The following is a 23,225-nucleotide window of genomic DNA, read 5'->3' as shown; positions in this document are numbered from 1 at the left end:
TCGATCGTCAATCGTCTCTTTTACACCTCTGCTTCTACCAGCGCCGGGTAGTCGATAAAGCCTTTCTCACCACCGGCAAAAAAGGTTGCGGGGTCTGGCGATGCCAGTTCTGCACCGGTGCTCAGTCGTTCGACCAGGTCCGGGTTGGCAATAAACGGACTGCCAAACGCAATCAGGTCGGCCAAACCGCTTTGCAGATCTTCTTCCGCCCGTTCGGCCGTGTATTTACTGTTGAGAATGAGGGTGTTCCTGAATTTCTCACGAACGATTTTAATCAGGGGCCGGGTGGTTTCGTCACCGTCCGGCGCGGCCGTGTCGACCAGGTGGATGTAAACAATGCCGATATCGTTCAGTTTTTCGGCCAGATAGGTATATGTTTCCACTACTTCCGGATACAGCCCCATGTCGTTGTACTGTCCGTAGGGCGAAAACCGGATGCCAATCCGCTGTTTTCCAATGGCCTGGGCAACCTGTTCGGCAACTTCCAGGACAAACCGGGCGCGGTTTTCGACGCTGCCGCCGTATTCGTCGGTACGCTGATTGCTGTTCGGATTCAGGAATTGTTTGATCAGATAGCCATTCGCGCCGTGTAATTCAACGCCGTCAAAACCGGCTTCGACGGCGTTTTTAGCCGCCTGCACAAACTCCTGAATCGTCTGTTTCACCTCCGCTGTCGTCAGTTCACGCGGGGTCGTATTTTCCTGCAAACCTTCCTGATCGGTCCAGATCGGGCCTTGCGCCCGGATGGCTGATGGAGCCACGGCTTCCGCTCCGGCGGGCAGGTTCAGCGGGTGAGCAATGCGCCCGGTATGCATCAATTGCGCAAAAATATGGCCGCCTTTGTCGTGAACGGCTTTGGTTACTTTTTTCCAGCCTTCGATCTGCCCGGTGCTGTAGAGACCGGGAATCCGGGCGTAGCCCAGGCCGTTGGGAGAAGGAGCAACCCCTTCGGTGATGATTAAACCCGCCGACGCCCGCTGACCGTAATAGGTTGCCATCAAATAGTTGGGAAGGTTATTGAAAGCCCGGCTGCGCGTCATCGGAGCCATGGCAATGTGGTTGGTGAGGGTTAAAGAGCCGAGTTTGGCGGGAGAAAACAATAAAGTACTCATGTCGATGTTTGTCTTGGTTCGGCTGGGTAACGCATCCATACATTTAAAAGTTTGGATGTATTAGCGAAAATTTTTTAAGTCAGCTTCGTCAGGAAGCCCGACAAATCCTTTAATCCTTCTTTATTTAAACTCAGATTCTGATTTCTTCCTTCTTTGTGCGTGTTGACTAAGCCGCTGTCGACCAGGGTTTTGACGTGGTGTGAAACGCAGGGCTGCGACAAGCCCGTCATTTCCTGAATATCCGAATTGTTCAATGTGCCTTTTTCGGAAAGTGCCAGTAAAATTTGCAGCCGGTACTTGTCTGCGATAGCGCCCGAAGCCTTTTCAATAAACTTATTATCCATTCCAGATAAGGACATTGGCGTCCGGTTTTAAGCAGAGTTGGTATGTAACCGTATTACGTTAGAACGAATATATACGTTCTCAGAGACTGTCTAAAATTTATAATTTTCCTTTCCACTTTGCCCCAACCCCCTAAAGGGGGCTTCAATCGGCATTTAAAAGCCCCCTTTAGGGGGTTGGGGGCAGACCGAAGAAAGGCAAAATCTGAATTTTAGACAGTCTCTCAGTACTGTAAAATTGATTAACTTTCTTCAAATATTCTAGCAATAGCAGAATAAGTGATTAATAGTTAGACCTTTTGCTGCACTCAATTGTTGTATTTTGAAGACAATGACCGGTTACTCGGGCGCTCCGCTGAACAAAAAACTCGGCTTTAAAGACGGTTTTCGGGTTTTCCTGATCGATCCGCCTTCCCATTATCTGAACCTGCTGGGAACGGACAGTAGTCAAACTATTTCCTTTGTGAATCAAGCCGAAAATCTGGATCTGGTGCATTTGTTCGTCAATACCGCCGAAGGGCTGGAAACCCAATTAGCGGTTTTGAAAACCGCCATCAAACCAAACGGGATGATTTGGGTGTCGTGGTATAAGAAAAGTGCCAAACAACCGACCGAGTTGACCGAGGACATGATCCGTGCTACGGCCTTGGCGCTGGGCCTGGTCGATGTCAAAGTCTGCGCCGTCGATGAACAGTGGTCGGGATTGAAACTCGTCATCCGGCTGAAAGATCGAAAGTGATATTTAGCGCGGAAAATGTGGTTTTGGGCCGCGTAGCGGCTTAATGTTTGCAGAAGAAAGGTATTTATCAGCTACTACGCGTGCCTTTAGGTACGCAATTAATGCCGTTGCGTACCTAAAGGCACGCCTGAGGTGTTTACTGACGATTTTGCTACAAATATGTCGTGCCGATGGCACTTATCAACTCATAATCAACTATTCAATAAAACCGCTCAATCTACTGAACACGAATCTTCTGAAAATACGGCAGCGATACCGACCCATCGAAATCTTCAAAAACAAGTGCGTAGTCCCCGGCGGGAACCGATACCGGAATGGTCCATTTCCACATAAAAAAGTCGGTGGCTAGGGAAAATGGGCGGAATGACGCGCCATCCTGCAAATCATACGTCAGTTTCGAATCCGTCGTGCTGACCAGCCGAACCTGTTTCACCGTGCGCGTGAGGGATTCCGAATAGGAAGAAGCGGTCGTTATGAACGTATACCGAACCTCCAGCGACTCGCCCCGTTTGAAAACCGGCAGCGTTGGCAGCCAGTTTTGGGTAGCGGCAAAACCGCCCACCGCCGAAACGTACGCAAACGATGGACTGGGCTTTTCGGCCGGAATGGCAAACAGCGTTCGGTTGGGTTTACCGCCTTCCGGTTCCACTTCCAGTTGATATTGCCCCACGGATTGCCCGGCGGGTAAAACCAGTCGGGCGAGCGTATCGTTCACAACCGTGGCCTTGGCGACCACTGCCGACGTAAAATCATTCGCCAGCCGGACGGTGACGGTTTTGGCTGGATTAAGGTTCCGTCCGGTAATTAACACTTCCTTGCTGGCGGAAGGCATTGCATTCACCACGCCCACCACCGGTAAACCGGCCCTGACAATCAGTGGAGTAGCCAGCTCAACCGACTCGTAGCCAAACGAAAAACACTGCCCGTCGGCTTTGGGTGAATAGCAGGTCGGCACCTGAATCGTGACCGAGTATTCGCCCGGCGACATCGCCAGCGGCAGCATTCCGGTCATTCGCAACTGACCTTCATTGGGCGCCGGAGGCTGATTGAACTGGTTGACAAAAACCGGTTGCCCGGCCCGATCGTATACCATGTAGTTTTCGCCGGTAAACGCATATTGCGTTGCCTTGTTGACAAACCGGATCTGGAAACGCCGGGTTACTGTTCCGTCGGTTCGTAAGTTTCCGAGCTGGAAACGAAATTCGTAAGGCTGGGCAAACTGGTTGAGTTCGAGTTGCAGACTGGTCGGATCGGCCGAAATCGTCAGCGGACTTGGGGCTTCAATGACGAGCTGGTACGAAAGCGTGCAATTGCCCAACGCATCCTGTTGAATGCAGATGGTGCGGGCGGGAAGGTCCCGAATGGCCAGTTCACTGCCCGAAGCCGGGTTCATCACCTTGACGCCTTCGCTTACTTTGTAATCGATCCGGACGGTTTTGGCGGTAAATCCAACGGGCAACTTCACAATAATCGAACGGCCGGAAATCAGGGCTTTGCCTATGCCGTCGACGTTTGCTTCCAAAATCAGCGGTTTATTTCCAGAGCCGGGGACCACAGTTCCGACTTCTGACGAAGGTGGCTCCGGCTGAACCCGTTCGGAGGATTTGGGATGGCAACTGAAAATCAGAAAGATAAAAGCAACGGCAAGCAGCGATTTCATAGCCAGACGAACGGTTTAGTACCAGAAGCCGATTTGTAGCTAAGATACGCGAAACGCCGGAAAGGTTGTAATCGCCGGAAAGGAATCGAAGAAAAACCAGTTTGTATTTCGGTTTATCAGACAACGAACAATAAAATCGGTTGGAAGCTACGGGGCTTTCAACCGATCTGATTATTCCCTACTGATGGGTTTGCTACAACAGTATTTTAAAACTGAATACCGACATTCAGGCCCGGCCACATCCGGACGCGGGTTTGCTCATCCGACCACCGGCGCGCGAACGTTTTATCATAAACTTCCCATTTTACCCATTCCGTACCGATGCCTTCGCTGGTTTTCATTTGCGTCACCTGAACGTTGAAGGTCGGTGTGACGGTCAGGGCCAGGCGGTTGTGGAGCGGGAAAATAAAGCTCACCCGGGCCTGATTCAGCAAGTTAAGTTCATCCCAGTGGTTGCCTTCTTCCTGAATCTGGTACGACATTGCCTCGATGCTGATCTGGTTGCGTTTGCCGATAAACTGGTTGGTCCCAATCCCGTAGCCATAACCCCAGCGGACGCTGTTCCAGCGAACATTATTATTTTTTGGATAGGCTGCCCCAACGGCGAAAATGTTATAGAATTTGCGGTTACCGCCCATTTTGAAACCGATGTTGGCGTGCAGCGCGTCGCCCGCCCAGACCTCAAACCGGTGGTAGCCGTTTTTGGAGAGATTCAGAAAACCGATCTGCGCGCCGTCGACGTTGTCGGCCACGTTGATCAGACCGATTTGCGTGCCTTTCACCCGTTTCGCGACGTTGACAACGCCCGCAATCTGCAGACCGTCCACCGATTCGGCCAGGTTGGCAACCCCGGCGACCTGCGCCCCTTTGACGTTTCCTTTCGTGACATTGGCTACCCCGCCAAATTGCGCGCCGGTCAGTTGCCCGCCGGACACATTGGCGACACCAGCAAACTGGGCACCCTTCACGTTTTTGCCGACGATATTGACCGTGCCGCCAAACTGCACCCCGTAAAGTGGTCCCCCGGCGATGTTGGCAATTCCGCCGAACTGCGCGCCATCGACTTCATTCCGGACGCCGTTAAGAATACCCGAAAACTGCGCGCCTTTGGCGTAATCTTTTTCCAGGCTGAACAAACCGCTGAATTCGACACCGTCCAGCGCTGCCGCGTAGCCGCCCAGGATATTCAGCGAAAACCGGTTGCTAAACAGGACGTTGTCGATGCCGTTGGTGCTCAACGGAGGAACAAACCCAAGCTGGGCGGGGCGGATGGGATACCGGTTCTGGCGGTTTTGATTTAATTCGTTGCGCAGTGAATCCGTATGTTGCGAAAAGGCGTGCGTGGCAAAACAGATCAATGAAGCGGCAAGTAGTCCTACTTTTTTCATGGTTATTTGTGCGTTTACTGTTGTATGAGTTGATCAAACCGGGTGACTGTTTTTCCCGAATCTGTCCTAAAGACCGCCAGGCGACACGATACCCCCACGCGGTTTTCAAAAAAATCTTTCCGTGAAACAAATGGCCCGGATTGCCCCGAAAACCGGCGACTGGTTACCTTTGCAGAAACGCTGACGCCCCGCCATGAACCGCATCGACCGACTGACCGCCATTTTGATACACCTCCAGACCAAGCGCGTCGTTAAGGCGCAGGAACTGGCCAAACGGTTCCAGACCAGTCTGCGGACCATTTACCGCGACATCCGGTCGCTGGAGGAAGCGGGGGTGCCAATTGGGGCCGAAGCGGGAATCGGTTACTTTCTGGAAGATTACCACCTGCCGCCCGTTATGCTCACCCGCGAAGAAGCCAGCGCGCTGCTGTTTGGGGCCAAAGTGATCGAAAAGTTTTCGGACGAGTCGATCCGGACGGAGTTTGAGTCGGCCCTGTACAAAATCAAATCGGTGCTGAAACGTAAGGATCAGGAGCATCTCGAAGACCTGGAACCACGGGTTCAGGTGGAAAAACGACCCACGACGCCCCCGTTTTCGGATATGTTGCTGAGTGAAATCCAGCGGGCCATCGGGCAGCGGCAGGTAATTCTGCTGGATTATCGGTCGGCTTACAACGACCAAAACACCCGCCGGGAAGTAGAACCGGTCGGTTTGTATCACTACGGTGCGGGCTGGCATCTCATCGCCTTTTGCCGTCTGCGACAGGATTACCGCGATTTTCGCGTCGACCGCATCCGGAAACTGGACTATACCGGGCACACGTATTCGAGTCAGAACCTGCTTTCGCTACCGGCTTACCTCGAACAAATTCAGCAGACACAGAACCTGGTGGAAGTGATCGTGCGGTTTGATAAGAAAGTGGTCCGGCATATTCAGGAGTCGAAATATCAATACGGCTACGTTTCGGAAGAAACTCAGGGTGAATTCGTTCGGATGAAGTTTATGACGCTCTACGCGCAGGGGCTGGGTCGGTGGCTGCTGATGTTTGGCAAATGGGTTCAGGTCGAAACCCCCGATTCGCTCCGGGAAGCGATCAAGGAGCTGGTGCTGGAGTTGCAGGAATACTATCTTAACCGGGATTTAGCTGATTTTTAACCTAGCTTTAGCTGATTTTACTGATAAAAAATGATTTTTAATTGATGCGCCAGCCATCAGAATGATCAGTAAAATCAGCTAAATCCCGGTCAAGACTACTGACATACCGTTGTCACAACCCGGCAGTTACTTTGGCGTATTACCTTACTCAAACACCTCTAGTATGGAAATCAAAGAAGCCAAACCGCTGACGACGCTCGCTTTTTCAACCCGCACTACCCTCAAGGACTTGGGTCCGTTCGTTCGGACTGTCGCCCGGAATCTCTACCGCGAAGCCGTCCGGCTCGATCTGGAAGTTACCGGCCCGATCATCTGGCAATACGAGGGTGTGGATGGCAAACCGGATACGGTTTTTGGTCTCGATATTGTACTGCCGATTCAGGCCGTGCAGGGTGAACCGGCTGACGGACTGGTGTTTAAGAAGCTGGAAGGCTGGAAATGTGCCTATACGGAACACGACGGAAGCTGGGATACCCTGGTGGCGACGTACGGCTCGTTCATGAGCGGTTTGGTGCGGGGCGGTTACCAGATTGGTTCGCTGAGCCGGGAAGCGTATGTCAACATGGATTTCGAAAATCCGGCGAATAACGTGACCCAGATTTATCGCCAAATCCTGTAAAACGACATCGCCATGAAGCTGAACGCAGGCATTATTACCGACAAACTGACCGAAACCAAGGCGTTTTACCAAACCGTCCTGAACTTTGGCGTCACGTTCGAAAACGACTTTTACCTGTTGCTCCACACGCCCAATCAGCAGGCCGAGCTGAGTTTTCTATTGCCGAATCACCCCACGCAACGACCGGTTTTTCAAAAACCGTTTACGGGCGAAGGTGTTTACCTGACGATTGAAGTAGACGATGTGGATGCAGAATACGCGCACATGCAGTCGCTGAATGTCCCCATTGAAATCGAACTCCGCGACGAACCCTGGGGCGACCGCCACTTTGCCATCGTCGATCCAAACGGGATCGGGATTGATATGGTAAAGTACGGACTATGATTACGGTGATGAGAATGATTGCGGTGATGAATCAGATCCAAATGATGAAATAGCTTTCGATGTGTTTCATATAAATCTATCATTCTCATCATCGTAATCATAGTCCCCAGTTCTTCAGCCAGTCTTTTACTGCCGGGCCGGTTCCGAACGGCCAGGGTTTCAGCTCCGGAATCGGTACAATTTTATACGCCTGAAGTTCTTCTTCGTCCATCCGAATTTCGCCCCGGGCCCGGACGTGGTAAGTGATGATGATTTCGTTGCGCTGGTAAAACGTGTACACACCCAGCCGCTCCACAATTTCGGCTTCCAGCCCAATCTCCTCCTTAATTTCCCGCAAAATCGCAGCATCCGGTTCTTCGCCCGGCTCCAGAAAACCGGTCACCAACCCGAACCACTCGGCGGGCCAGCCCCGGTTTTGAATCAGGATGACGCTGTTGTCGGTATACTCGACGATGGCGCCGACCACCGGGAGCGGATTATTCCAGAAAATGTAACCACAGGCGGCTGAACAAACGAGCCGTTCGCGCCCTCCGGCCACACCCAGAACCAATGCGGAAGCGCATTGGGGGCAAAAATTCATCTTCGGCATCGGATTGGAGAAGGATTTGCGGTGAATATAAACACCCCGCACGTATTTCCGTATATTTGCAAATCATTTAACAAAAGTTACTTTGCCGAGATTGCTGGCCATTGATTACGGAACGAAACGCACCGGCCTGGCCGTTACGGACCCATTGCAGATTATCGCAACGGCGCTCGAAACCGTCCCGACGTATCAGTTGCTGGACTACCTGAAACGGTATGTCGCCAGCGAACCGGTCGAAGCGTTTGTGGTCGGGTTGCCCACACGCCTGGACGGAACCGATACCGACAATACGCCCCGGGTGAAGGGTTTTGTCAGTAAATTGAAAACCGCTTTTCCGGACATTCCGGTGCATTGGCACGATGAGCGGTTTACGTCGGCGATGGCGTTGCAGGCCATGATTGCCGCCGGAACCAGTAAAAAAGACCGGCGCGAAAAAGGCAACATCGACAAAGTGAGTGCAGTGATCATTTTACAATCGTTCATGGAATCCAAAAGGTGATGGTATACCCAATTATAGCTTACGGCGACTCGGTTTTGCGAAAACGGGCGAAGGACATTGAGAAGGGGAGCATCGATGTCAAGAAATTCAGTGAAGATATGTTCGAGACGATGTACAACGCATCGGGCATCGGGCTGGCGGCTCCCCAGGTCGGCAAAAGCATCCGCCTGTTTGTCGTCGATGGTACCGCCCTTAACGAAGACGAACCGGAGGAAGACAAGGACCCGAGTCTGCTGGGTTTTAAGAAGGTGTTTATCAACCCGCAGATCCTGGAAGAAGACGGCGACGAGTGGGGTTTTGAGGAAGGCTGCCTGAGCATTCCGCAGATCCGGGGTGAGGTGTTCCGGCCCGAAATCGTCAAGATTCAGTATTTCGATACCGACTGGAACGAACACATCGAGGAATACGACGGCATGGCCGCCCGCATCATCCAGCACGAATACGACCACCTCGAAGGGAAGCTGTTTACCGACTACCTGCCCCCGCTGAAACGGCAGTTGATGAAGAAAAAACTGGCCGATATTACGCGCGGCAACGTGAAAGCGGATTATAAAATGAAGTTCCCGAAATAGAGCCAATGCTCCACCTCACCCTGCTGCAAACCCCGCTTCACTGGGAAAATCCGACGGCTAACCGCGCAATGCTGGAAGAGAAAATCTTCGCTCTGCCCGAAAAAACCGATCTCATTGTGCTGCCGGAAATGTTTACGACCGGTTTTACGATGAATGCCGCTCCGCTGGCCGAACCAATGAATCTGACGACGTTCCGCTGGCTGAAGCAAATGGCGGCTCAATCCGGGGCCGTGGTGACGGGCAGTTACATCGTACAGGAAAAAGGACAATTTTACAACCGGCTGATCTGGATGGAACCCGACGGCTCGTTCGATGTCTACGACAAACGGCATTTGTTCCGAATGGCCGAAGAAGACCGGACGTACACCGCCGGGGCAAAACGGCTCATTAAATCCTGGAAAGGCTGGAACATCTGCCCCCTGATTTGCTACGACCTGCGGTTTCCGGTCTGGAGCCGAAACACGGATCTGGACTATGATCTTCTGCTCTATGTCGCCAACTGGCCCGCGCCCCGCAGCCTGGCCTGGAACGCCCTTTTGCAGGCCCGCGCCATCGAAAATCTGGCGTATGTGGCGGGGGTAAACCGGGTCGGAGAAGACGGAAACGGCCACCAATATGCGGGCGATTCGAGCCTTATTGACCCGAAAGGGGAGGTAATTTTCCGGCAACGTGATATGGAAACGGTTTTCCAAACCAACCTGTCGCTGGAGGATTTGAGGGCGTACCGCGAGCGGTTTCCGGCCAATCGGGACGCTGATGCGTTTCAAATTATTGGATAGAAGAAAGAATTGAATAGGTTCAATTTCCCGGCCGTTCCGTATAAATATTTAAATAATACGCAGTTATCAGGAGATAGTTAGTAATTTTGTGCCCGGAATTTTATTGAACAATCCCATTACATCATGTCTGTATCGGTAGAAAGCGCCACTCAGTTGGCCGACCGCATCATCGCGCTGGAGGAATCGTCGACACTGGCGATGACCAAAAAAGCCCGCGAACTGGCCGCTCAGGGCCATAAAGTAATCAGTCTCAGTGTTGGAGAACCTGATTTCAAGACGCCGAAACACATTTGCGAAGCCGCCAAGCAAGCCATCGACGAAGGCTACCACGGTTATTCGCCCGTGGCCGGTTATGCCGACCTGCGGAAAGCCATTGCAGATAAGTTTAAACGGGAAAACAATATTGACTGGAAACCGGAAAATATCGTGGTTTCGACGGGTGCCAAGCATTCACTGGCGAACGTCATTCAGGTGCTGGTGAATCCCGGCGACGAAGTGATCATTCTGGCGCCTTACTGGGTGAGCTATTCCGAAATGGTGAAACTCGCCGAAGGCAAGTCCGTCATTCTGAACGGCGCTTTTGAAAACGACTTCAAAGTAACGGCGGAGCAACTCGAAGAAGCCATTACTGACCGCACGAAAATTGTCATGTACGCGTCGCCCAACAACCCGACCGGTTCGGTGTACAGCGAAGAAGAACTGCGCGCGATTGGCGAAGTGGTTGCCAAACACGAAAACGTGTTTGTGCTGGCCGACGAAATTTACGAACACATCAATTTTACGAATAAAGGCCATTTCAGCATCGGTTCCATTCCGGAAATCAAAGACCGCGTGATCACCGTGAACGGGGTTGCGAAGGGCTTTGCGATGACGGGCTGGCGGATCGGTTACATCGGAGCCGCCAAGTGGATTGCCGACGGCGTTGAAAAATTGCAGGGACAGGTTACATCCGGAACCAACTCGATTTCGCAGCGGGCCACCGTGGCCGCCCTGAATGGTCCGATGGAACCCACCCGGGAAATGTCGAAAGCCTACGAACGTCGCCGGGATCTGGTGGTTAAACTGCTGAAAGAAATCCCCGGTTTCAAGGTCAACGTACCGGAAGGCGCTTTCTACGCATTCCCCGACATCAGCTATTACTACGGAAAATCGGACGGCACGACGACCATCAACGATTCGGACGATTTTGCGGCCTGGTTACTGAATACCGCCCACGTCGCAACGGTAGCCGGGTCCGGTTTTGGTGCTCCCTACGGTTTACGGATCTCCACGGCGGCTTCCGACGAAGCCCTGGCCGAAGCCGTTCAGCGTATCAAAGACGCCGTGGCAACGTTGAAGTAGATGATTGACCATCGACCATTGTCAATGGTCGATGGTCAATCGTCCACCTCTTTCTTTTCATAAAACATTAACTTTCACTTATTTATGTCTACAGAAACATCCACCTACGTTCCCTACAAAGTTAAAGATATTGCGCTGGCCGAGTGGGGCCGCAAGGAAATCCGGTTGGCCGAGGCCGAAATGCCGGGTCTGATGTCGCTTCGGAAAGAGTTCGGACCGTCGAAACCGCTGGCCGGTTCGCGCATTGCGGGCTGTCTGCACATGACGATCCAAACCGCCGTGCTGATCGAAACCCTGGTGGAACTGGGTGCAGAAGTGACCTGGTCATCTTGTAACATTTTCTCGACGCAGGATCATGCCGCTGCCGCCATCGCTGCCGCCGGTATTTCGGTGTATGCGTGGAAGGGAATGAACGAAGAAGAGTTCAACTGGTGTATCGAGCAGACCTTGTTTTTCGGCGAAGAAAAGAAACCGCTGAACATGATTCTGGACGACGGTGGTGACCTGACCAACATGGTTTTTGACGTGTATCCGGAACTGATTTCGGGCATCAAAGGCCTGTCGGAAGAAACCACGACGGGTGTTCACCGCTTGTACGAGCGCATGAAAAATGGCACGCTGCACCTGCCCGCCATCAACGTAAATGACTCGGTGACGAAATCGAAATTCGATAACAAATACGGCTGCCGCGAGTCGCTGGTCGATGCCATCCGTCGGGGAACCGATCTGATGCTGGCCGGTAAAGTAGCGGTTGTGGCCGGATATGGTGACGTGGGTAAAGGTTCGGCGGAGTCGTTGCGGGGCGCAGGTTGCCGCGTACTGGTGACCGAAATCGACCCGATTTGTGCGCTGCAGGCTGCGATGGACGGTTACGAAGTCGTAACGATGGACGAAGCGGCTACGCGGGCGAACATTTTCGTAACGGCTACCGGGAACATCAACATCGTGAAAGATCGCCACTTCAAGGCGATGAAAGACAAAGCCGTGGTGTGTAACATCGGCCACTTCGACAACGAAATCGACATGGCGTGGCTGAACAAAAACTACGGTTCGAACAAAAGCCAGATCAAACCGCAGGTAGATCTGTACGAGATCGACGGCAAGGAAATCATCGTGCTGGCCGAAGGTCGTCTGGTGAACCTGGGCGTGGCGATGGGGCACCCGTCGTTCGTGATGTCGTGCTCGTTCTCGAACCAGACGCTGGCGCAGTTGGAGCTTTGGAACAATTCGGACAAATACGAAAACAAAGTATACATTCTGCCGAAACACCTCGACGAAAAAGTAGCGGCTTTGCATCTCGATCACGTTGGTGCGAAACTGGAAAAACTGGAGCAGGAGCAGGCGGAATACATCGGCGTCACCACCGAAGGACCGTTCAAATCGGAGCTGTATCGGTACTAATTAAATGTTGAATTATGGATGATGAACGATGATTGCTTTCACATTTTAGCACATCGTTCATCATTCATAACTCATCTTTCAGCAAGCGCGGTTTCGGAAACGGAATCGCGCTTTTTTGCGTTTTTTCGTTACTTTTAATACAGTTGAGCGTCTATCTGAAAAACGACTTATGTATTTCCCGTTAAATATTCCCCCTTTTATTTCCGAGGATGGCCATTTCACGGAAGATGAATTCTATGAATTCTGTAAGGCTAATCCTGAGTTACGCATCGAACGGGCTGAAGACGGTCAAATCTATTTTCAGATGCCTACCGGAACGAATACGAGTATTAAAAATGCTGATCTTGTCATTGAAATCGGAATATGGAACCGTATGGCAAAATTAGGTAAGGTCACCGATTCAAATGGCGGTTTTACGCTACCCGATACCTCTGTCCGTGCTCCGGATGTGGCCTGGATTAGCAATGAACGCTGGAATTCAGTACCCGATGCCGATAAACACAAGTTTGCCCGGATTTGCCCCGATTTTGTGATCGAACTCATGTCGGATCGGGATGAGCGGTATTCGCTTCCTGCTAAAATGGAGAAGTACCTCCAGAACGGTGTTCGGCTGGCTTGGCTGATTGATCCTTTCCAGCAACAAACCACGGTTTATCGGCCGGATGCCGAACCGCAAACCAAAGCATTTACGGAGCCGCTTTTGGGCGAAGCGGTTTTACCGGGGCTTGAGGTAAACTTATCGACATTATTGTAGAAAGCCCGGGCAACCAGACATAACAACCTCGCTTATTTAAACATCCCGGTTTTCAGCGCCTTCACCACCGCTTCGGATTTGGAGTTGACGTGGAGTTTTTCGTAAATGTTCACGATGTGCGTCCGAACGGTCCCCATGCTCATGCGGCAGTGGTCGGCGATGAGTTTGTAGGAATCCCCCGCCACGAGCCGCTGCAGAACTTCTTTTTCCTTTTCCGTCAGGGCGTACGTATTGGGTTTCGGCTGGCGAAACGCTTCCATCACTTTCAGGGCAATCGACGGCGTCATGGCAGCTCCGCCCTCCATCACATCCCGGATCGATTCAATGAGCTTAGTCGAGGGTGTTTTTTTGAGCAGATACCCGACCGCACCGGCCTGGATGGCCGCAAAAATACGTTCGGTATCGTCAAAAACCGTTAACATCAGAATTCTGGGGTTGTAGCTGGTTTGCCGGATCAGACGAACGGCTTCAATGCCGGTGAGGCCGGGCATGTCGATGTCCATCAATACCACGTCGGGCTGGTCGCGCTGCACGCAGGCGACGGCATCGAGGGCGTTGGGGTACTGGCCGGTCACGATCAGGTCGTCGGTGGCGTCGAAAACCAGGCTGAGCGTTTCACGCAGGGAATCGTTGTCGTCGAAAATAGAAACTCTGATCATGGGAAAAACCGTTAACCGCCCGGTAAAAATAAACCGCCCGTTTGTAGACTAAAATCGGATAAAGATATGAATTAACCGTTGACGACCAGCCGGATTCGGGTGCCGTCGTCGGGGGCCGATTGCACGGTTAGCTCCCCGCCCAGTTCGCGGGCGCGCTGCTGCATGCTTTGCTGGCCCGTCCGACCGGTGTTCTGGTCGGGCGAAAAACCCCGGCCGTTGTCTTCAATCAAAACCACAATCTGGCCCTTGTCGTAGTCGAACCGGATGGTGGCCTGCGTCGCGTTAGAGTATTTGACGAGGTTATTAACTGCTTCTTTCCCAATGAGATAAAGGCCACGGCGAACTTCCATCGAAATGGGCGCGAGGTCCAGCGAAGGATTGGTTACGAACGAAAACCGGATGTTTTTGGAATCCATCAGCGGTTGCGCGTATTCCTGCAGCCGCATCGCAATGCGCGGGAGCGAGTCGTTGCCGGGATTGATCGTCCAGATGATTTCATCGATGGATTCCAGAATCTGGCGGGCGTCGGTATAGATTTTCTTCACCATTTTCTGAGCGGTTTCCGGGCGGTTTTGCCGCAGCAGTTCGTTGGTGTGGCCGCTCAGTAACGAAATGCTGCTGAGGGTGCTGCCCACTTCGTCGTGCAGATCGTGCGCAATCTGTTTGCGGAGTTTCAGCGAATCTTCCAGCCGCCGGAGCCGGGCGCGGTTGAGCAGCCAGGCCGTCACGGCCCCGCCCAACAACAGCAATAATATTCCGCCGATCAGAAAGGTGTTTCGTTGAAACCGCTGCTGGCGGAGTTCTTCTTTTTGCAACTGAGCCTGCTGGCGGAGGATTTTAATCTGGGCCTCTTTTTTACCGGTTTCGTATCCGGCCACCAACCGCTGGACCTCGGCATCCGTTCGAACCGTTTTGACCGAATCCGTCTGCCGGTTTTTTTCCAGTTGAAACCGGTAGGCTTCCTCGAAATTCTTCATGCCGCCGTACAGATCGGCCAGCGCCTGCGTATAATTGGTTATTTTGTCAGTGTGATCGATTTCTTTCGCCAGCGCGAGCGCATTTTTCAGGTTTTCCTCGGCCGGTTTATACTGTTTTAAATCCTCGTAAATCCGACCCAGATTGAAATAAGCCGTCGCCATGCTCGCTTTATTTTCCTGCCGACGCCCGATTGCCAGCGACTGTTCTACGAACGGAATGGCCTCCGCTGAGCGTTTGGACAAATTCAGCGTCAGACCGATGTTTACCAGAATATCGGCCTGCAATAGCTCGAATTTTGCTTCTTCAGCGTGTTTGAGGGCCATTTTGTAGTATTTCAACGACTGATCATACCGCTCCAGATAATCGTAGCAGATGCCCATGTTGTTCTCGATAATGGACATGCCCCGGGTGTTTTTTTCAACCTTCATCAGTCGCAGCGCCTGTTGATAATAGGGAAGCGCCTGCTGCGGTTTGCGCATTTGCCGGAACGCGTTGCCGATGCCGCCGTAAGTGGTCGCAATGCGGGGTTGCACGTTATACTTTTCCTGCAACTTCAGAGAACGCAATTCCATTTCCACCACCTTATCGTACCGCTGAAGTTTACCGAGGGCCGCAGCGACGTTAGAAAGGGCCCCGCAGATAAACCGGGGCGGTAACTGGTGATTTTCGGCGGTTGTGAGCGCTTTCTGGAAATAATCCAGCGCCAGTTGCGGTTGATCGGTCAGGTAATAAATGGAAGCCCGGTTGGTAAAGGCTTTGGCCAGCCCCAGGCCGTAGTGGAGCTTTTCAGCCAGTTGTTCCGAGACTTTCAGCACCGAATCGGCCCGCTCGTAATCCGGATCAGCACCCGAATGAAGCTCCCGACCCAGGACGTTCAGGGCGCGGACGTAATTCGTATCCTGAACCGTGTGCGTTTTCAGATATACCCGCACCGAATCGAGCGAATTAGGCACCTGCGCCAGTGCCAAACGCCCGTTCAGCACCGTCAGATAACCCAGAAAAGCCAGTAACAGACGGTATTGCATAGCGAACGGGCCGGATCTTTTATCGTAAAGATGAGCGAAATAAAATCGAATTGTGTAAACTTTTAGAATACGGTTTCGCACCGGCCGCAGCGAAGCGGACCGATGATTATCAGCGACAGGTTGTTGAAGAAGGTCAAAAACTAAAATAAGCTTTTTAACGGTCAGAAACACGTTCCCGTAAAAAACAATCGAACTAAACTCGTAACCCAAACCGGTTTATCTCGTTTGCGGAGAAGGCGTCAGCGAGTTGAAACCGAATGAAGATTTGTAATTCGGCCCTGCTGGGATTATTTACGAAAAGAAAAGAATATATACTTCAGGTAACCGAAGATGGAATTGAAATTCTTTATTCATGACCAGCCCTGCCGAACGATGCTGGTTGCCGGAGTTTAATTTCTTATTTTTGTGTAGATATTGAACGTGCATTCATGAGAAAATGGTTAGTGGCCGTGGTGGCCTTTTTTTATTCGATTGCCCTTCTGGCTCAACAACCTCTGCAACCTTCTGAACCCGAACGTTTTACCCGGCAGGACTCGCTGCGCGGCTCCCTGCGCCCCGAACGAACCTGCTATAATGTGACTTTTTACGACCTGAATTTATCGGTTGATCCGGTCACGAAATCCATTGCGGGGAGCAACACGATCCGGTATCGGGTACGGGCGCCGTTCAAACGCATGCAGATCGATCTGTTTGAAAATCTGACGATTGAGTCGATCAAGCAGGGGGGCGAATCGCTGAAATATGTCCGGGAAGGCAACGCCATTTTTGTAACCATGAAGGCGGCCCAGGAAAAAGATGCGGTCGAAGAAATCAAGGTGACATACCACGGAAAGCCCCGCGAAGCGGTTAATCCGCCATGGGATGGCGGTTTTTCCTGGAAAAAAGACAGTTTGGGCAACGATTGGGTGGGTGTTTCCTGCGAGGGACTGGGTGCCAGCTCGTGGTGGCCCTGCAAGGATCATTTGTCCGACGAGCCGGATTCGATGCGGACGACGTTTCGCGTGCCGCGTGGTCTGAAAGCGGTTTCGAACGGGCGGCTGTTGCAGAAACAGGACGTAGGCGAAAACCAGACCGAGTTTGTCTGGGCGGTTTCCTATTCCATCAACACCTACAATGTGACTTTTAATCTGGGCGATTATGTGCTGATTACCGACGAATACCGCAGCCGGGACTACCGCTACCTCGACCTGAATTACCACGTACTGCGTTACAATGAAGCAAAAGCGCGCGTCCATTTCGAGCAGGTGATCGGGATGCTGGATACGTATGAGTGGTTTTTCGGTCATTTTCCGTTCTGGCGCGACGGTTATTCGGTGGTTGAAACGCCGTATTTGGGCATGGAGCATCAGAGCGCCATTGCCTACGGCAACAATTACAAAAACAACGCTTTCGGCTTCGACTTTATCCTCATTCACGAAAGCGCCCACGAGTATTTTGGCAACAGCCTGAGCTGTATCGATCCGGCCGAAATGTGGATTCACGAGGCATTTGCCACCTACATGGAATCCATTTACGTGGAAAATACGGACGGCTATCCAAAGGCGGTGAAATACCTGATGACGCAAAAACCGCTGATTAAAAACAAGTACCCGATGATGGGGCCGCGGGGCGTCAATTACCAGCACAAGGATACGGATATTTACTTCAAAGGAACCTGGCTGCTGCACTCGCTGCGCTGCGTGGTCGACGACGACAATATCTGGTTTATGGCCCTGCGGAAAGTGGCGCTGGAGCGAAACCATAAGTTTGTAACTACCAAACAGATTATCGATATCTTGTGCCGGGAAACCGAAAAGGATCTCCGGCCGATCTTTGATCAGTTTCTTAACTATGCAGCCCCGCCCGTTGTCGAATACCGGGTGACCGAAAAAGGTGATTTTATCGAGGTTCAGCACCGCTGGATTGCGGATGCGAAAGGATTCAATATGCCCCTGAAATACCGGTTTGCCTACGGCCCCTGGCACACGTTATACACGACGCGGGAGTGGCAGACCACGCTCATTCGCCGGTCGCAGGGATGGTTGAATTTCGCGTATGAATTGCAATATTTTGGTGCCCGAATTTACCAGGAACCCATTCAAAAACAACAGGAGTAAAGCTCATCATGCGACTAAAAAAGACATTTATCCTCCCGGTTCTGGCGTTGCTGACGACGGCCTGTCAGACCGGTTATCACCTGACGAACCAGTCGTACAAACGCGTTCAGGTCGACTCGCTGGCGGCTCCGGCCGATAGCGGTATGGCCCGGTTTTTACAACCGTATAAACAGCAACTCGACCAGACCATGAACGAGGTGCTGGTGGTGTCGGCGGTGCCGCTGGAGCGGGCCAAACCGGAATGTGCGCTCAACAACCTGCTCACCGACGCCATGTTGCAGTATGCGCAGCAGAAGGTGGGCGTCAGCGCCGATTGTTCCCACCTGAACTACGGCGGTATTCGGACCGGTTTGCCGAAAGGCCCGATCCGGATCGGCAGTATTTACGAAGTAATGCCGTTTGATAATCAACTGGTGATGCTGACGCTGAAAGGCTCGATGCTGCGCCAGTTTCTTGAGTTTTTTGTAAAAAGCGAGGCCGATGAGCAATCGCTGGTAGTGGGTGGAATCCGGGTCGTGATCAAAGACAACGTGCTGACTTCCATCGCATTCACGAATGGAAAAACATTTGATCCCAACCAGACCTATACGGTTTTGATGAGTGATTATATTGCCAACCGGGGCGGAGGAACGGCTTTCCTGAAAGATGCCGTTGCCCGCAAAGATTTTAATCTGACTCTACGCGATGTTTTTATCGATTATTTCCGGCAGCTTGGTAAATCCGGTCAACCCATAAATCCGACAACCGATGGACGCATTACAATCCAATAGACGCCAGTTTCTGAAACTTTTCGGGGCGGCCGCTGTGATCGGCGGTTTGGCCCCGGAAGCTTTCGCCAAACCGAAATCGACCCAGTTGACCATTCTGCACACGAACGACGTGCACAGTCGGCTGGACCCGTTTCCGATGGACGGAAGCCGCAACGCCGGACGCGGAGGGATTGTGCGCCGGGCCACGCTGATCGAGCAGATTCGGAAAGAACAGCCCAATGTGCTGCTGTTCGACGCGGGCGATCTGTTTCAGGGAACGCCGTATTTCAATCTCTATAAGGGCGAACCCGAAGTGCAGGCCATGAACCGGATGCGCTACGACGCCAGTACGATCGGCAACCACGATTTCGACGGCGGAATGGAAAATATGGTCCTGCAGTTCGGGAAAGCGGCCTTTCCGTTTCTGATCGCCAATTATGATTTCAAAAATACGGCCATGAACGGGCGGACGGAACCGTACCGGATTTTCAGGAAAGACGGCTTGAAAATTGGCGTTTTTGGTCTGGGAATTAAACCGGAGGGCCTGATTCCAAAAGAGTTATTCAAAGAAACGGTGTACGTCGAACCGGTTGAAACCGCCAACGCGGTGGCCGCGGTTTTGCGGAACGAGAAAAAATGCGATTACGTCATCTGCCTGTCGCACCTGGGGTATCAGTATAACGATAGCACGGTTTCGGATCGTGTGCTAGCGTCCAAAACCCGGAATATTGATCTGATCATTGGCGGCCACACACACACGTTTCTCGACGCCCCGGTCAATGTATTGAACCAGGACGGGCTGCCGGTGTTGATCAATCAGGTGGGTTTTGCCGGAATTTACCTGGGGCGCATCGATCTGACGTTTGAGCAGGGCAAGGCGAAGGTGGCCACCGACAGTAAAGCGGTTGAAGTAAAATCGTAACAAACCCCGTTGGCTGATTGACTAAATAGAATATTGTCGTTTGGCGAAAAAAACGAACGGTTAGTGGAATACGTTGAAACCTTACGCAAACGAATGTAGTTATCCTGACAAAAAGGTCTAACTCCAGCGCGCATGAATCCCAATATCCCACGTACCGACCGAAAACGAGTAGTGATCGTAGGAGCGGGGTTTGGCGGGTTGAAACTGGCGCGTAAGCTCGCGCGCCGGAAGGAGTTTCAGGTTGTCCTGATCAATAAAAATAACTTTCACGAGTTTCAGCCGCTGTATTACCAGGTGGCAACTTCCGGGCTGGAAGCCAGCTCCATTCTGTTCCCGCTGCGGGCGGTTTTTCAGGACTGTAAAAACGTCCACATCCGCGTGACGACCGTCACAGCGGTTCATCCCGAAACCAAATCCATCGATACAGACCTTGGGCCGATCGAATACGACTACCTCGTGGTATCGACCGGAGCCGATACCAATTTTTTTGGTATGCAGAATATCATCGAGCGCGCCTTGCCGATGAAGTCTGTTTCTGAGGCTATTGCGCTCCGAAACCGGATGTTGCAGAACTTCGAAGATGCCCTGTCCGTCGACAATCTGGACGAAAAAGAAGGTTTTTTGAACGTAGTCGTAGTGGGAGGAGGGCCTACGGGTGTCGAATTATGCGGAACCTTTGCTGAAATGCGAAAAACTGTATTGCCGAGCGATTACCCCGAGCTGGATTTCCGGATGATGAAAATTTACCTCATCGAATCCGGCGGTGAGTTGCTGGGGCCGATGTCGGAAAATTCGCAGGTCAAATCGCAGCAATACCTGGAGAAACTGGGCGTGATTGTCCGGCTGAAAACCCGGGTTCAGGATTTCGACGGTCGGCTGGTTTATATGGCCGACGGCTCGACCATCCGGACGAACAACCTGGTTTGGGCCGCTGGGGTAAAAGCCAATCCGCTGAGCGGTTTTCCGACCGAAACCATCGGGCGCGGGGGGCGGCTGCTGGTCGACCGGTTTAGTCAGGTGCAGGGCTTTCCGGACATTTTTGCCGTCGGCGACATTGCACTGATGACCGAAGAGAAATACCCGAACGGGCACCCGCAAATTGCCCAACCGGCGATTCAGCAGGGAAAACACCTGGCCAAAAACCTGATCCGGATGCAGAAAGGCCAATCGCCGGAGGAGTTTACGTATAAGGATCTGGGAACTATGGCGACCATCGGGCGCGGAAAAGCCGTCGTTGATTTGCCCTTCTGGAAGTTTCAGGGCGTTTTTGCCTGGATGGTCTGGCTGTTTGTGCACCTGATGGCAATTGTCGGCGTTAAAAACCGCCTGCTCATCCTGATCAATTGGGCGTGGAATTACCTGAGCGACGATCAATCGTTGCGGCTGATTATCAAACCGAAGCTGCCGAAAGGTAATTTTGAAGCCATCAAGCAAAAAGTCGAAGACCAGTTAATTACAAAATAGGATTCAGTCAAATAAGTTGACTATCTGTCAAAAAGTAGTTTACATTTGCGAATAACACGTATGCAACCCACGCTTGTACGCTCCCCAACGTTTCGGCGTCTTTAATTAATCATAGTATGGAACAAACAATAACCAAAATCAAACCCAAAAATAGCGGCACCAAAACGTTGTTTGAGAATCCCATTCTGGAACGTTTATCCCGCACCCACATCTCGGTTCCAATTACTCTGTATCTGGTTACATCCACGCTGTTCGGCTGGTATGCTTTTACGTATACCGACATGTCGACGCCCTGGATCATCTTCCTCTTTTTTGCCGGAATGACGGTTTTTAGCCTGGTTGAATATGCAGTTCACCGGGGCGTTTTTCATATGGAAACCGACACGCCAACGAAAGCTAAAATCCAGTACACATTTCACGGAATTCACCACGAATATCCGAAGGACAAAACCCGGCTGGCGATGCCCCCGGCTGCGGCTATTTTTGTGGGGGGAACCTTGTTTGTCATTATGTTTCTGTTGATGGGCGAAGCTTCCTACGCCTTTTTCCCGGGCTTTTTAGTGGGGTATGCGGGCTATCTGTTCGTCCACTTCATCGTGCATGCGTACGCTCCACCCAAGAATTTCTTCAAGAAGCTTTGGGTTAATCACGCCGTTCACCATTACAAAAGCCATGATCGGAATTACGGCGTTTCGTCTCCGCTCTGGGATTATGTTTTTGGAACGTATATGAAATAAGACTATGATTATGGTGATTGACTATGATGAAATATGATTCGACTTTAGTTTTTTATCATATTTCATCATAGTCAATCACCGTAATCATAGTCAATCACCGCCATCATAGTCAATGCTTTCCGACTTCGGTATCATCTTACTCTTTATCATCACCGGCCTGGCGTTTGTTGGGCTGATTTTGTTTGTTGCCCGACTGCTGCGGCCCAATCGTCCGAATGTCGAAAAGCTGACTACGTATGAGTCGGGCGAGGAACCGGTTGGCAACGCGAACATTCAGTTCAATGTGCGGTTTTACGTAGTTGCCATTATTTTTGTTCTGTTCGATGTCGAGCTGGTTTTCCTGTTTCCGTGGGCCACGGTTTTTGGACAAAAGGCTTTGATTGAAGAAACGAATGGCTTGTGGGGCTGGCTGGCACTGACCGAAATGCTGGTTTTTGTGGCGCTACTGGCGTTGGGACTGGCCTACGTCTGGGCAAAAGGCTTTCTGGATTGGGTGAAACCGGAGCCGAAAATACCGCAGCTAAAAACCGCCGTACCGGCTTCCCTGTATGAAAAAGTAAATCAGAAATATAAGAGAGTTTAGGTTTATAGTTTCCCGTTTATAGTTGTAAAGAGGCATCTTGATTGATGCTGTTGGACTATAAACTTTAAACCAAAAACCGTAAACCATAAGATAATGAACGGCTTACTCGATCAACGATTTAAATCTGGTGAAGGCGGAGTGCTGCTGACCACCGCCGAAGACCTGCTGAACTGGGCGCGATTGTCGTCGATGTGGCCGATGGGTTTTGGGCTGGCGTGTTGTGCCATCGAAATGATGCAGACCTTCGCGTCGGGTTATGATCTGGAGCGGTTCGGGATTTTTCCCCGGCCTTCGCCCCGGCAGTCCGACGTTATGATTGTTTCGGGAACGGTTACTTTTAAAATGGCCGACCGCATCCGGCGGCTTTACGAGCAGATGCCCGAACCGCGCTACGTCATTTCGATGGGCTCGTGTTCGAACTGCGGAGGGCCCTACTGGCAGCATGGCTACCACGTTGTCAAGGGCGTCGATCGGATCATCCCCGTCGATGTTTACGTGCCCGGTTGTCCACCGCGCCCTGAAGCCTTGATTGGCGGTTTTTTGAAACTTCAGGAAAAGATCCGGGCCAGTTCGCTGATCGACGAGCCCGCGCCGACGGCCTTGCTGGCGATGGAGGAAAAGGAAGCTGCCTCTTTCCAACCTCTCAAAGGATAAAAGGGTCATACGGATAAAATCGACCCA

General features: G+C 51.8%; 24 protein-coding genes. 17 read left to right on the top strand and 7 right to left on the bottom strand.

The window, feature by feature from the left end; all coding sequences use genetic code 11:
- Window positions 1-20: 20 nt before the first annotated feature.
- On the bottom strand, window positions 21-1,112 hold the full coding sequence (locus GJJ30_RS02400; RefSeq protein WP_154172762.1) for an alkene reductase: 1,092 nt from the start codon (window positions 1,110-1,112) through the stop codon (window positions 21-23).
- A gap of 74 nt (window positions 1,113-1,186) precedes the next feature.
- A complete protein-coding gene (locus GJJ30_RS02395; protein ID WP_229312909.1) occupies window positions 1,187-1,471 on the bottom strand; it encodes an ArsR/SmtB family transcription factor in 285 nt (94 codons plus the stop codon).
- 313 nt (window positions 1,472-1,784) lie between these two features.
- On the opposite strand from GJJ30_RS02395, the gene GJJ30_RS02390 reads away from it, so the two are divergent.
- A complete protein-coding gene (locus GJJ30_RS02390) occupies window positions 1,785-2,192 on the top strand; it encodes a DUF3052 family protein (protein ID WP_154172760.1) in 408 nt (135 codons plus the stop codon).
- 217 nt (window positions 2,193-2,409) lie between these two features.
- On the opposite strand, the gene GJJ30_RS02385 is transcribed toward GJJ30_RS02390, so the two are convergent.
- Together GJJ30_RS02385 and GJJ30_RS02380 are read right to left on the bottom strand one after the other, a co-directional pair.
- Window positions 2,410-3,852, bottom strand: coding sequence for a hypothetical protein (locus tag GJJ30_RS02385; protein ID WP_154172758.1), 1,443 nt, complete (start codon window positions 3,850-3,852; stop codon window positions 2,410-2,412).
- Window positions 3,853-4,058: 206 nt separating this feature from the next.
- Entirely contained in the window at window positions 4,059-5,240 is a 1,182-nt protein-coding gene (locus GJJ30_RS02380; RefSeq protein WP_154172756.1) for a hypothetical protein, read from the bottom strand.
- Between the two features lie 193 nt (window positions 5,241-5,433).
- Between GJJ30_RS02380 and GJJ30_RS02375 the strand changes: the two genes are divergently transcribed.
- The 3 genes from GJJ30_RS02375 to GJJ30_RS02365 all read left to right on the top strand — a co-directional run bounded on the left by GJJ30_RS02375 (window position 5,434) and on the right by GJJ30_RS02365 (window position 7,399).
- Window positions 5,434-6,396, top strand: coding sequence for a helix-turn-helix transcriptional regulator (locus tag GJJ30_RS02375; protein ID WP_154172754.1), 963 nt, complete (start codon window positions 5,434-5,436; stop codon window positions 6,394-6,396).
- A gap of 163 nt (window positions 6,397-6,559) precedes the next feature.
- Window positions 6,560-7,015, top strand: coding sequence for a GyrI-like domain-containing protein (locus tag GJJ30_RS02370; protein WP_154172752.1), 456 nt, complete (start codon window positions 6,560-6,562; stop codon window positions 7,013-7,015).
- 12 nt (window positions 7,016-7,027) lie between these two features.
- Window positions 7,028-7,399 carry a VOC family protein gene (locus GJJ30_RS02365; protein WP_154172750.1) on the top strand — a complete coding sequence of 124 codons (372 nt, stop codon included), beginning with the start codon at window positions 7,028-7,030 and terminating at the stop codon, window positions 7,397-7,399.
- A gap of 97 nt (window positions 7,400-7,496) precedes the next feature.
- On the opposite strand, the gene GJJ30_RS02360 is transcribed toward GJJ30_RS02365, so the two are convergent.
- Window positions 7,497-7,988 (bottom strand): NUDIX domain-containing protein, encoded by a 492-nt coding sequence (locus tag GJJ30_RS02360; RefSeq protein ID WP_154172748.1) that lies wholly within the window; start codon window positions 7,986-7,988, stop codon window positions 7,497-7,499.
- An 82-nt stretch (window positions 7,989-8,070) separates the two neighbouring features.
- Here GJJ30_RS02360 and ruvX point away from each other — a divergent pair, with 82 nt between their 5' ends.
- The 6 genes from ruvX (at window position 8,071) to GJJ30_RS02330 (ending at window position 13,331) form a co-directional block, all read left to right on the top strand.
- Window positions 8,071-8,484: a Holliday junction resolvase RuvX gene (ruvX, locus tag GJJ30_RS02355; protein WP_154172746.1), complete on the top strand. Its 414-nt coding sequence runs from the start codon at window positions 8,071-8,073 to the stop codon at window positions 8,482-8,484.
- The gene (gene def, locus GJJ30_RS02350) at window positions 8,484-9,056 is read left to right on the top strand and encodes a peptide deformylase (protein WP_154172744.1); all 573 of its coding nucleotides are present in this window, start codon (window positions 8,484-8,486) and stop codon (window positions 9,054-9,056) included. The genes ruvX and def overlap by 1 nt, the downstream gene beginning before the upstream one ends.
- 5 nt (window positions 9,057-9,061) lie before the next feature.
- Window positions 9,062-9,835, top strand: a complete 774-nt coding sequence (locus tag GJJ30_RS02345; RefSeq protein WP_154172743.1) for an amidohydrolase — start codon at window positions 9,062-9,064, stop codon at window positions 9,833-9,835.
- Between the two features lie 123 nt (window positions 9,836-9,958).
- Window positions 9,959-11,176 (top strand): pyridoxal phosphate-dependent aminotransferase, encoded by a 1,218-nt coding sequence (locus GJJ30_RS02340; RefSeq protein WP_154172741.1) that lies wholly within the window; start codon window positions 9,959-9,961, stop codon window positions 11,174-11,176.
- An 84-nt stretch (window positions 11,177-11,260) separates the two neighbouring features.
- The gene (gene ahcY / locus GJJ30_RS02335) at window positions 11,261-12,577 is read left to right on the top strand and encodes an adenosylhomocysteinase (protein ID WP_154172739.1); all 1,317 of its coding nucleotides are present in this window, start codon (window positions 11,261-11,263) and stop codon (window positions 12,575-12,577) included.
- A gap of 115 nt (window positions 12,578-12,692) precedes the next feature.
- Entirely contained in the window at window positions 12,693-13,331 is a 639-nt protein-coding gene (locus tag GJJ30_RS02330) for a Uma2 family endonuclease (protein WP_229312907.1), read from the top strand.
- 32 nt (window positions 13,332-13,363) lie between these two features.
- On the opposite strand, the gene GJJ30_RS02325 is transcribed toward GJJ30_RS02330, so the two are convergent.
- Both GJJ30_RS02325 and GJJ30_RS02320 read right to left on the bottom strand, forming a co-directional pair.
- Window positions 13,364-13,990, bottom strand: a complete 627-nt coding sequence (locus tag GJJ30_RS02325; RefSeq protein WP_154172737.1) for a response regulator transcription factor — start codon at window positions 13,988-13,990, stop codon at window positions 13,364-13,366.
- A 71-nt stretch (window positions 13,991-14,061) separates the two neighbouring features.
- Window positions 14,062-15,993 (bottom strand): tetratricopeptide repeat protein, encoded by a 1,932-nt coding sequence (locus GJJ30_RS02320; protein WP_154172735.1) that lies wholly within the window; start codon window positions 15,991-15,993, stop codon window positions 14,062-14,064.
- Window positions 15,994-16,421: 428 nt separating this feature from the next.
- On the opposite strand from GJJ30_RS02320, the gene GJJ30_RS02315 reads away from it, so the two are divergent.
- The 7 genes from GJJ30_RS02315 to nuoB all read left to right on the top strand — a co-directional run bounded on the left by GJJ30_RS02315 (window position 16,422) and on the right by nuoB (window position 23,198).
- Window positions 16,422-18,089 (top strand): M1 family metallopeptidase, encoded by a 1,668-nt coding sequence (locus GJJ30_RS02315; protein WP_154172733.1) that lies wholly within the window; start codon window positions 16,422-16,424, stop codon window positions 18,087-18,089.
- Between the two features lie 8 nt (window positions 18,090-18,097).
- Window positions 18,098-18,859 carry a 5'-nucleotidase C-terminal domain-containing protein gene (locus tag GJJ30_RS02310; protein WP_154172731.1) on the top strand — a complete coding sequence of 254 codons (762 nt, stop codon included), beginning with the start codon at window positions 18,098-18,100 and terminating at the stop codon, window positions 18,857-18,859.
- Window positions 18,837-19,760: a metallophosphatase gene (locus GJJ30_RS02305; RefSeq protein WP_154172729.1), complete on the top strand. Its 924-nt coding sequence runs from the start codon at window positions 18,837-18,839 to the stop codon at window positions 19,758-19,760. Before GJJ30_RS02310 ends, GJJ30_RS02305 begins: the two co-directional genes overlap by 23 nt.
- A 132-nt stretch (window positions 19,761-19,892) precedes the next feature.
- The gene (locus tag GJJ30_RS02300) at window positions 19,893-21,224 is read left to right on the top strand and encodes an NAD(P)/FAD-dependent oxidoreductase (protein ID WP_154172727.1); all 1,332 of its coding nucleotides are present in this window, start codon (window positions 19,893-19,895) and stop codon (window positions 21,222-21,224) included.
- Between the two features lie 116 nt (window positions 21,225-21,340).
- A complete protein-coding gene (locus tag GJJ30_RS02295; RefSeq protein ID WP_154172725.1) occupies window positions 21,341-21,961 on the top strand; it encodes a sterol desaturase family protein in 621 nt (206 codons plus the stop codon).
- A 112-nt stretch (window positions 21,962-22,073) separates the two neighbouring features.
- Window positions 22,074-22,544, top strand: a complete 471-nt coding sequence (locus GJJ30_RS02290; protein ID WP_154172722.1) for an NADH-quinone oxidoreductase subunit A — start codon at window positions 22,074-22,076, stop codon at window positions 22,542-22,544.
- 93 nt (window positions 22,545-22,637) lie between these two features.
- Window positions 22,638-23,198: an NADH-quinone oxidoreductase subunit NuoB gene (gene nuoB, locus GJJ30_RS02285; protein ID WP_154172720.1), complete on the top strand. Its 561-nt coding sequence runs from the start codon at window positions 22,638-22,640 to the stop codon at window positions 23,196-23,198.
- Window positions 23,199-23,225 lie beyond the last annotated feature (27 nt).

Source organism: Larkinella terrae (assembly GCF_009668025.1).
Classification (GTDB): domain Bacteria; phylum Bacteroidota; class Bacteroidia; order Cytophagales; family Spirosomataceae; genus Larkinella; species Larkinella terrae.
This window is presented reverse-complemented; position numbering and strand designations above follow the sequence as displayed.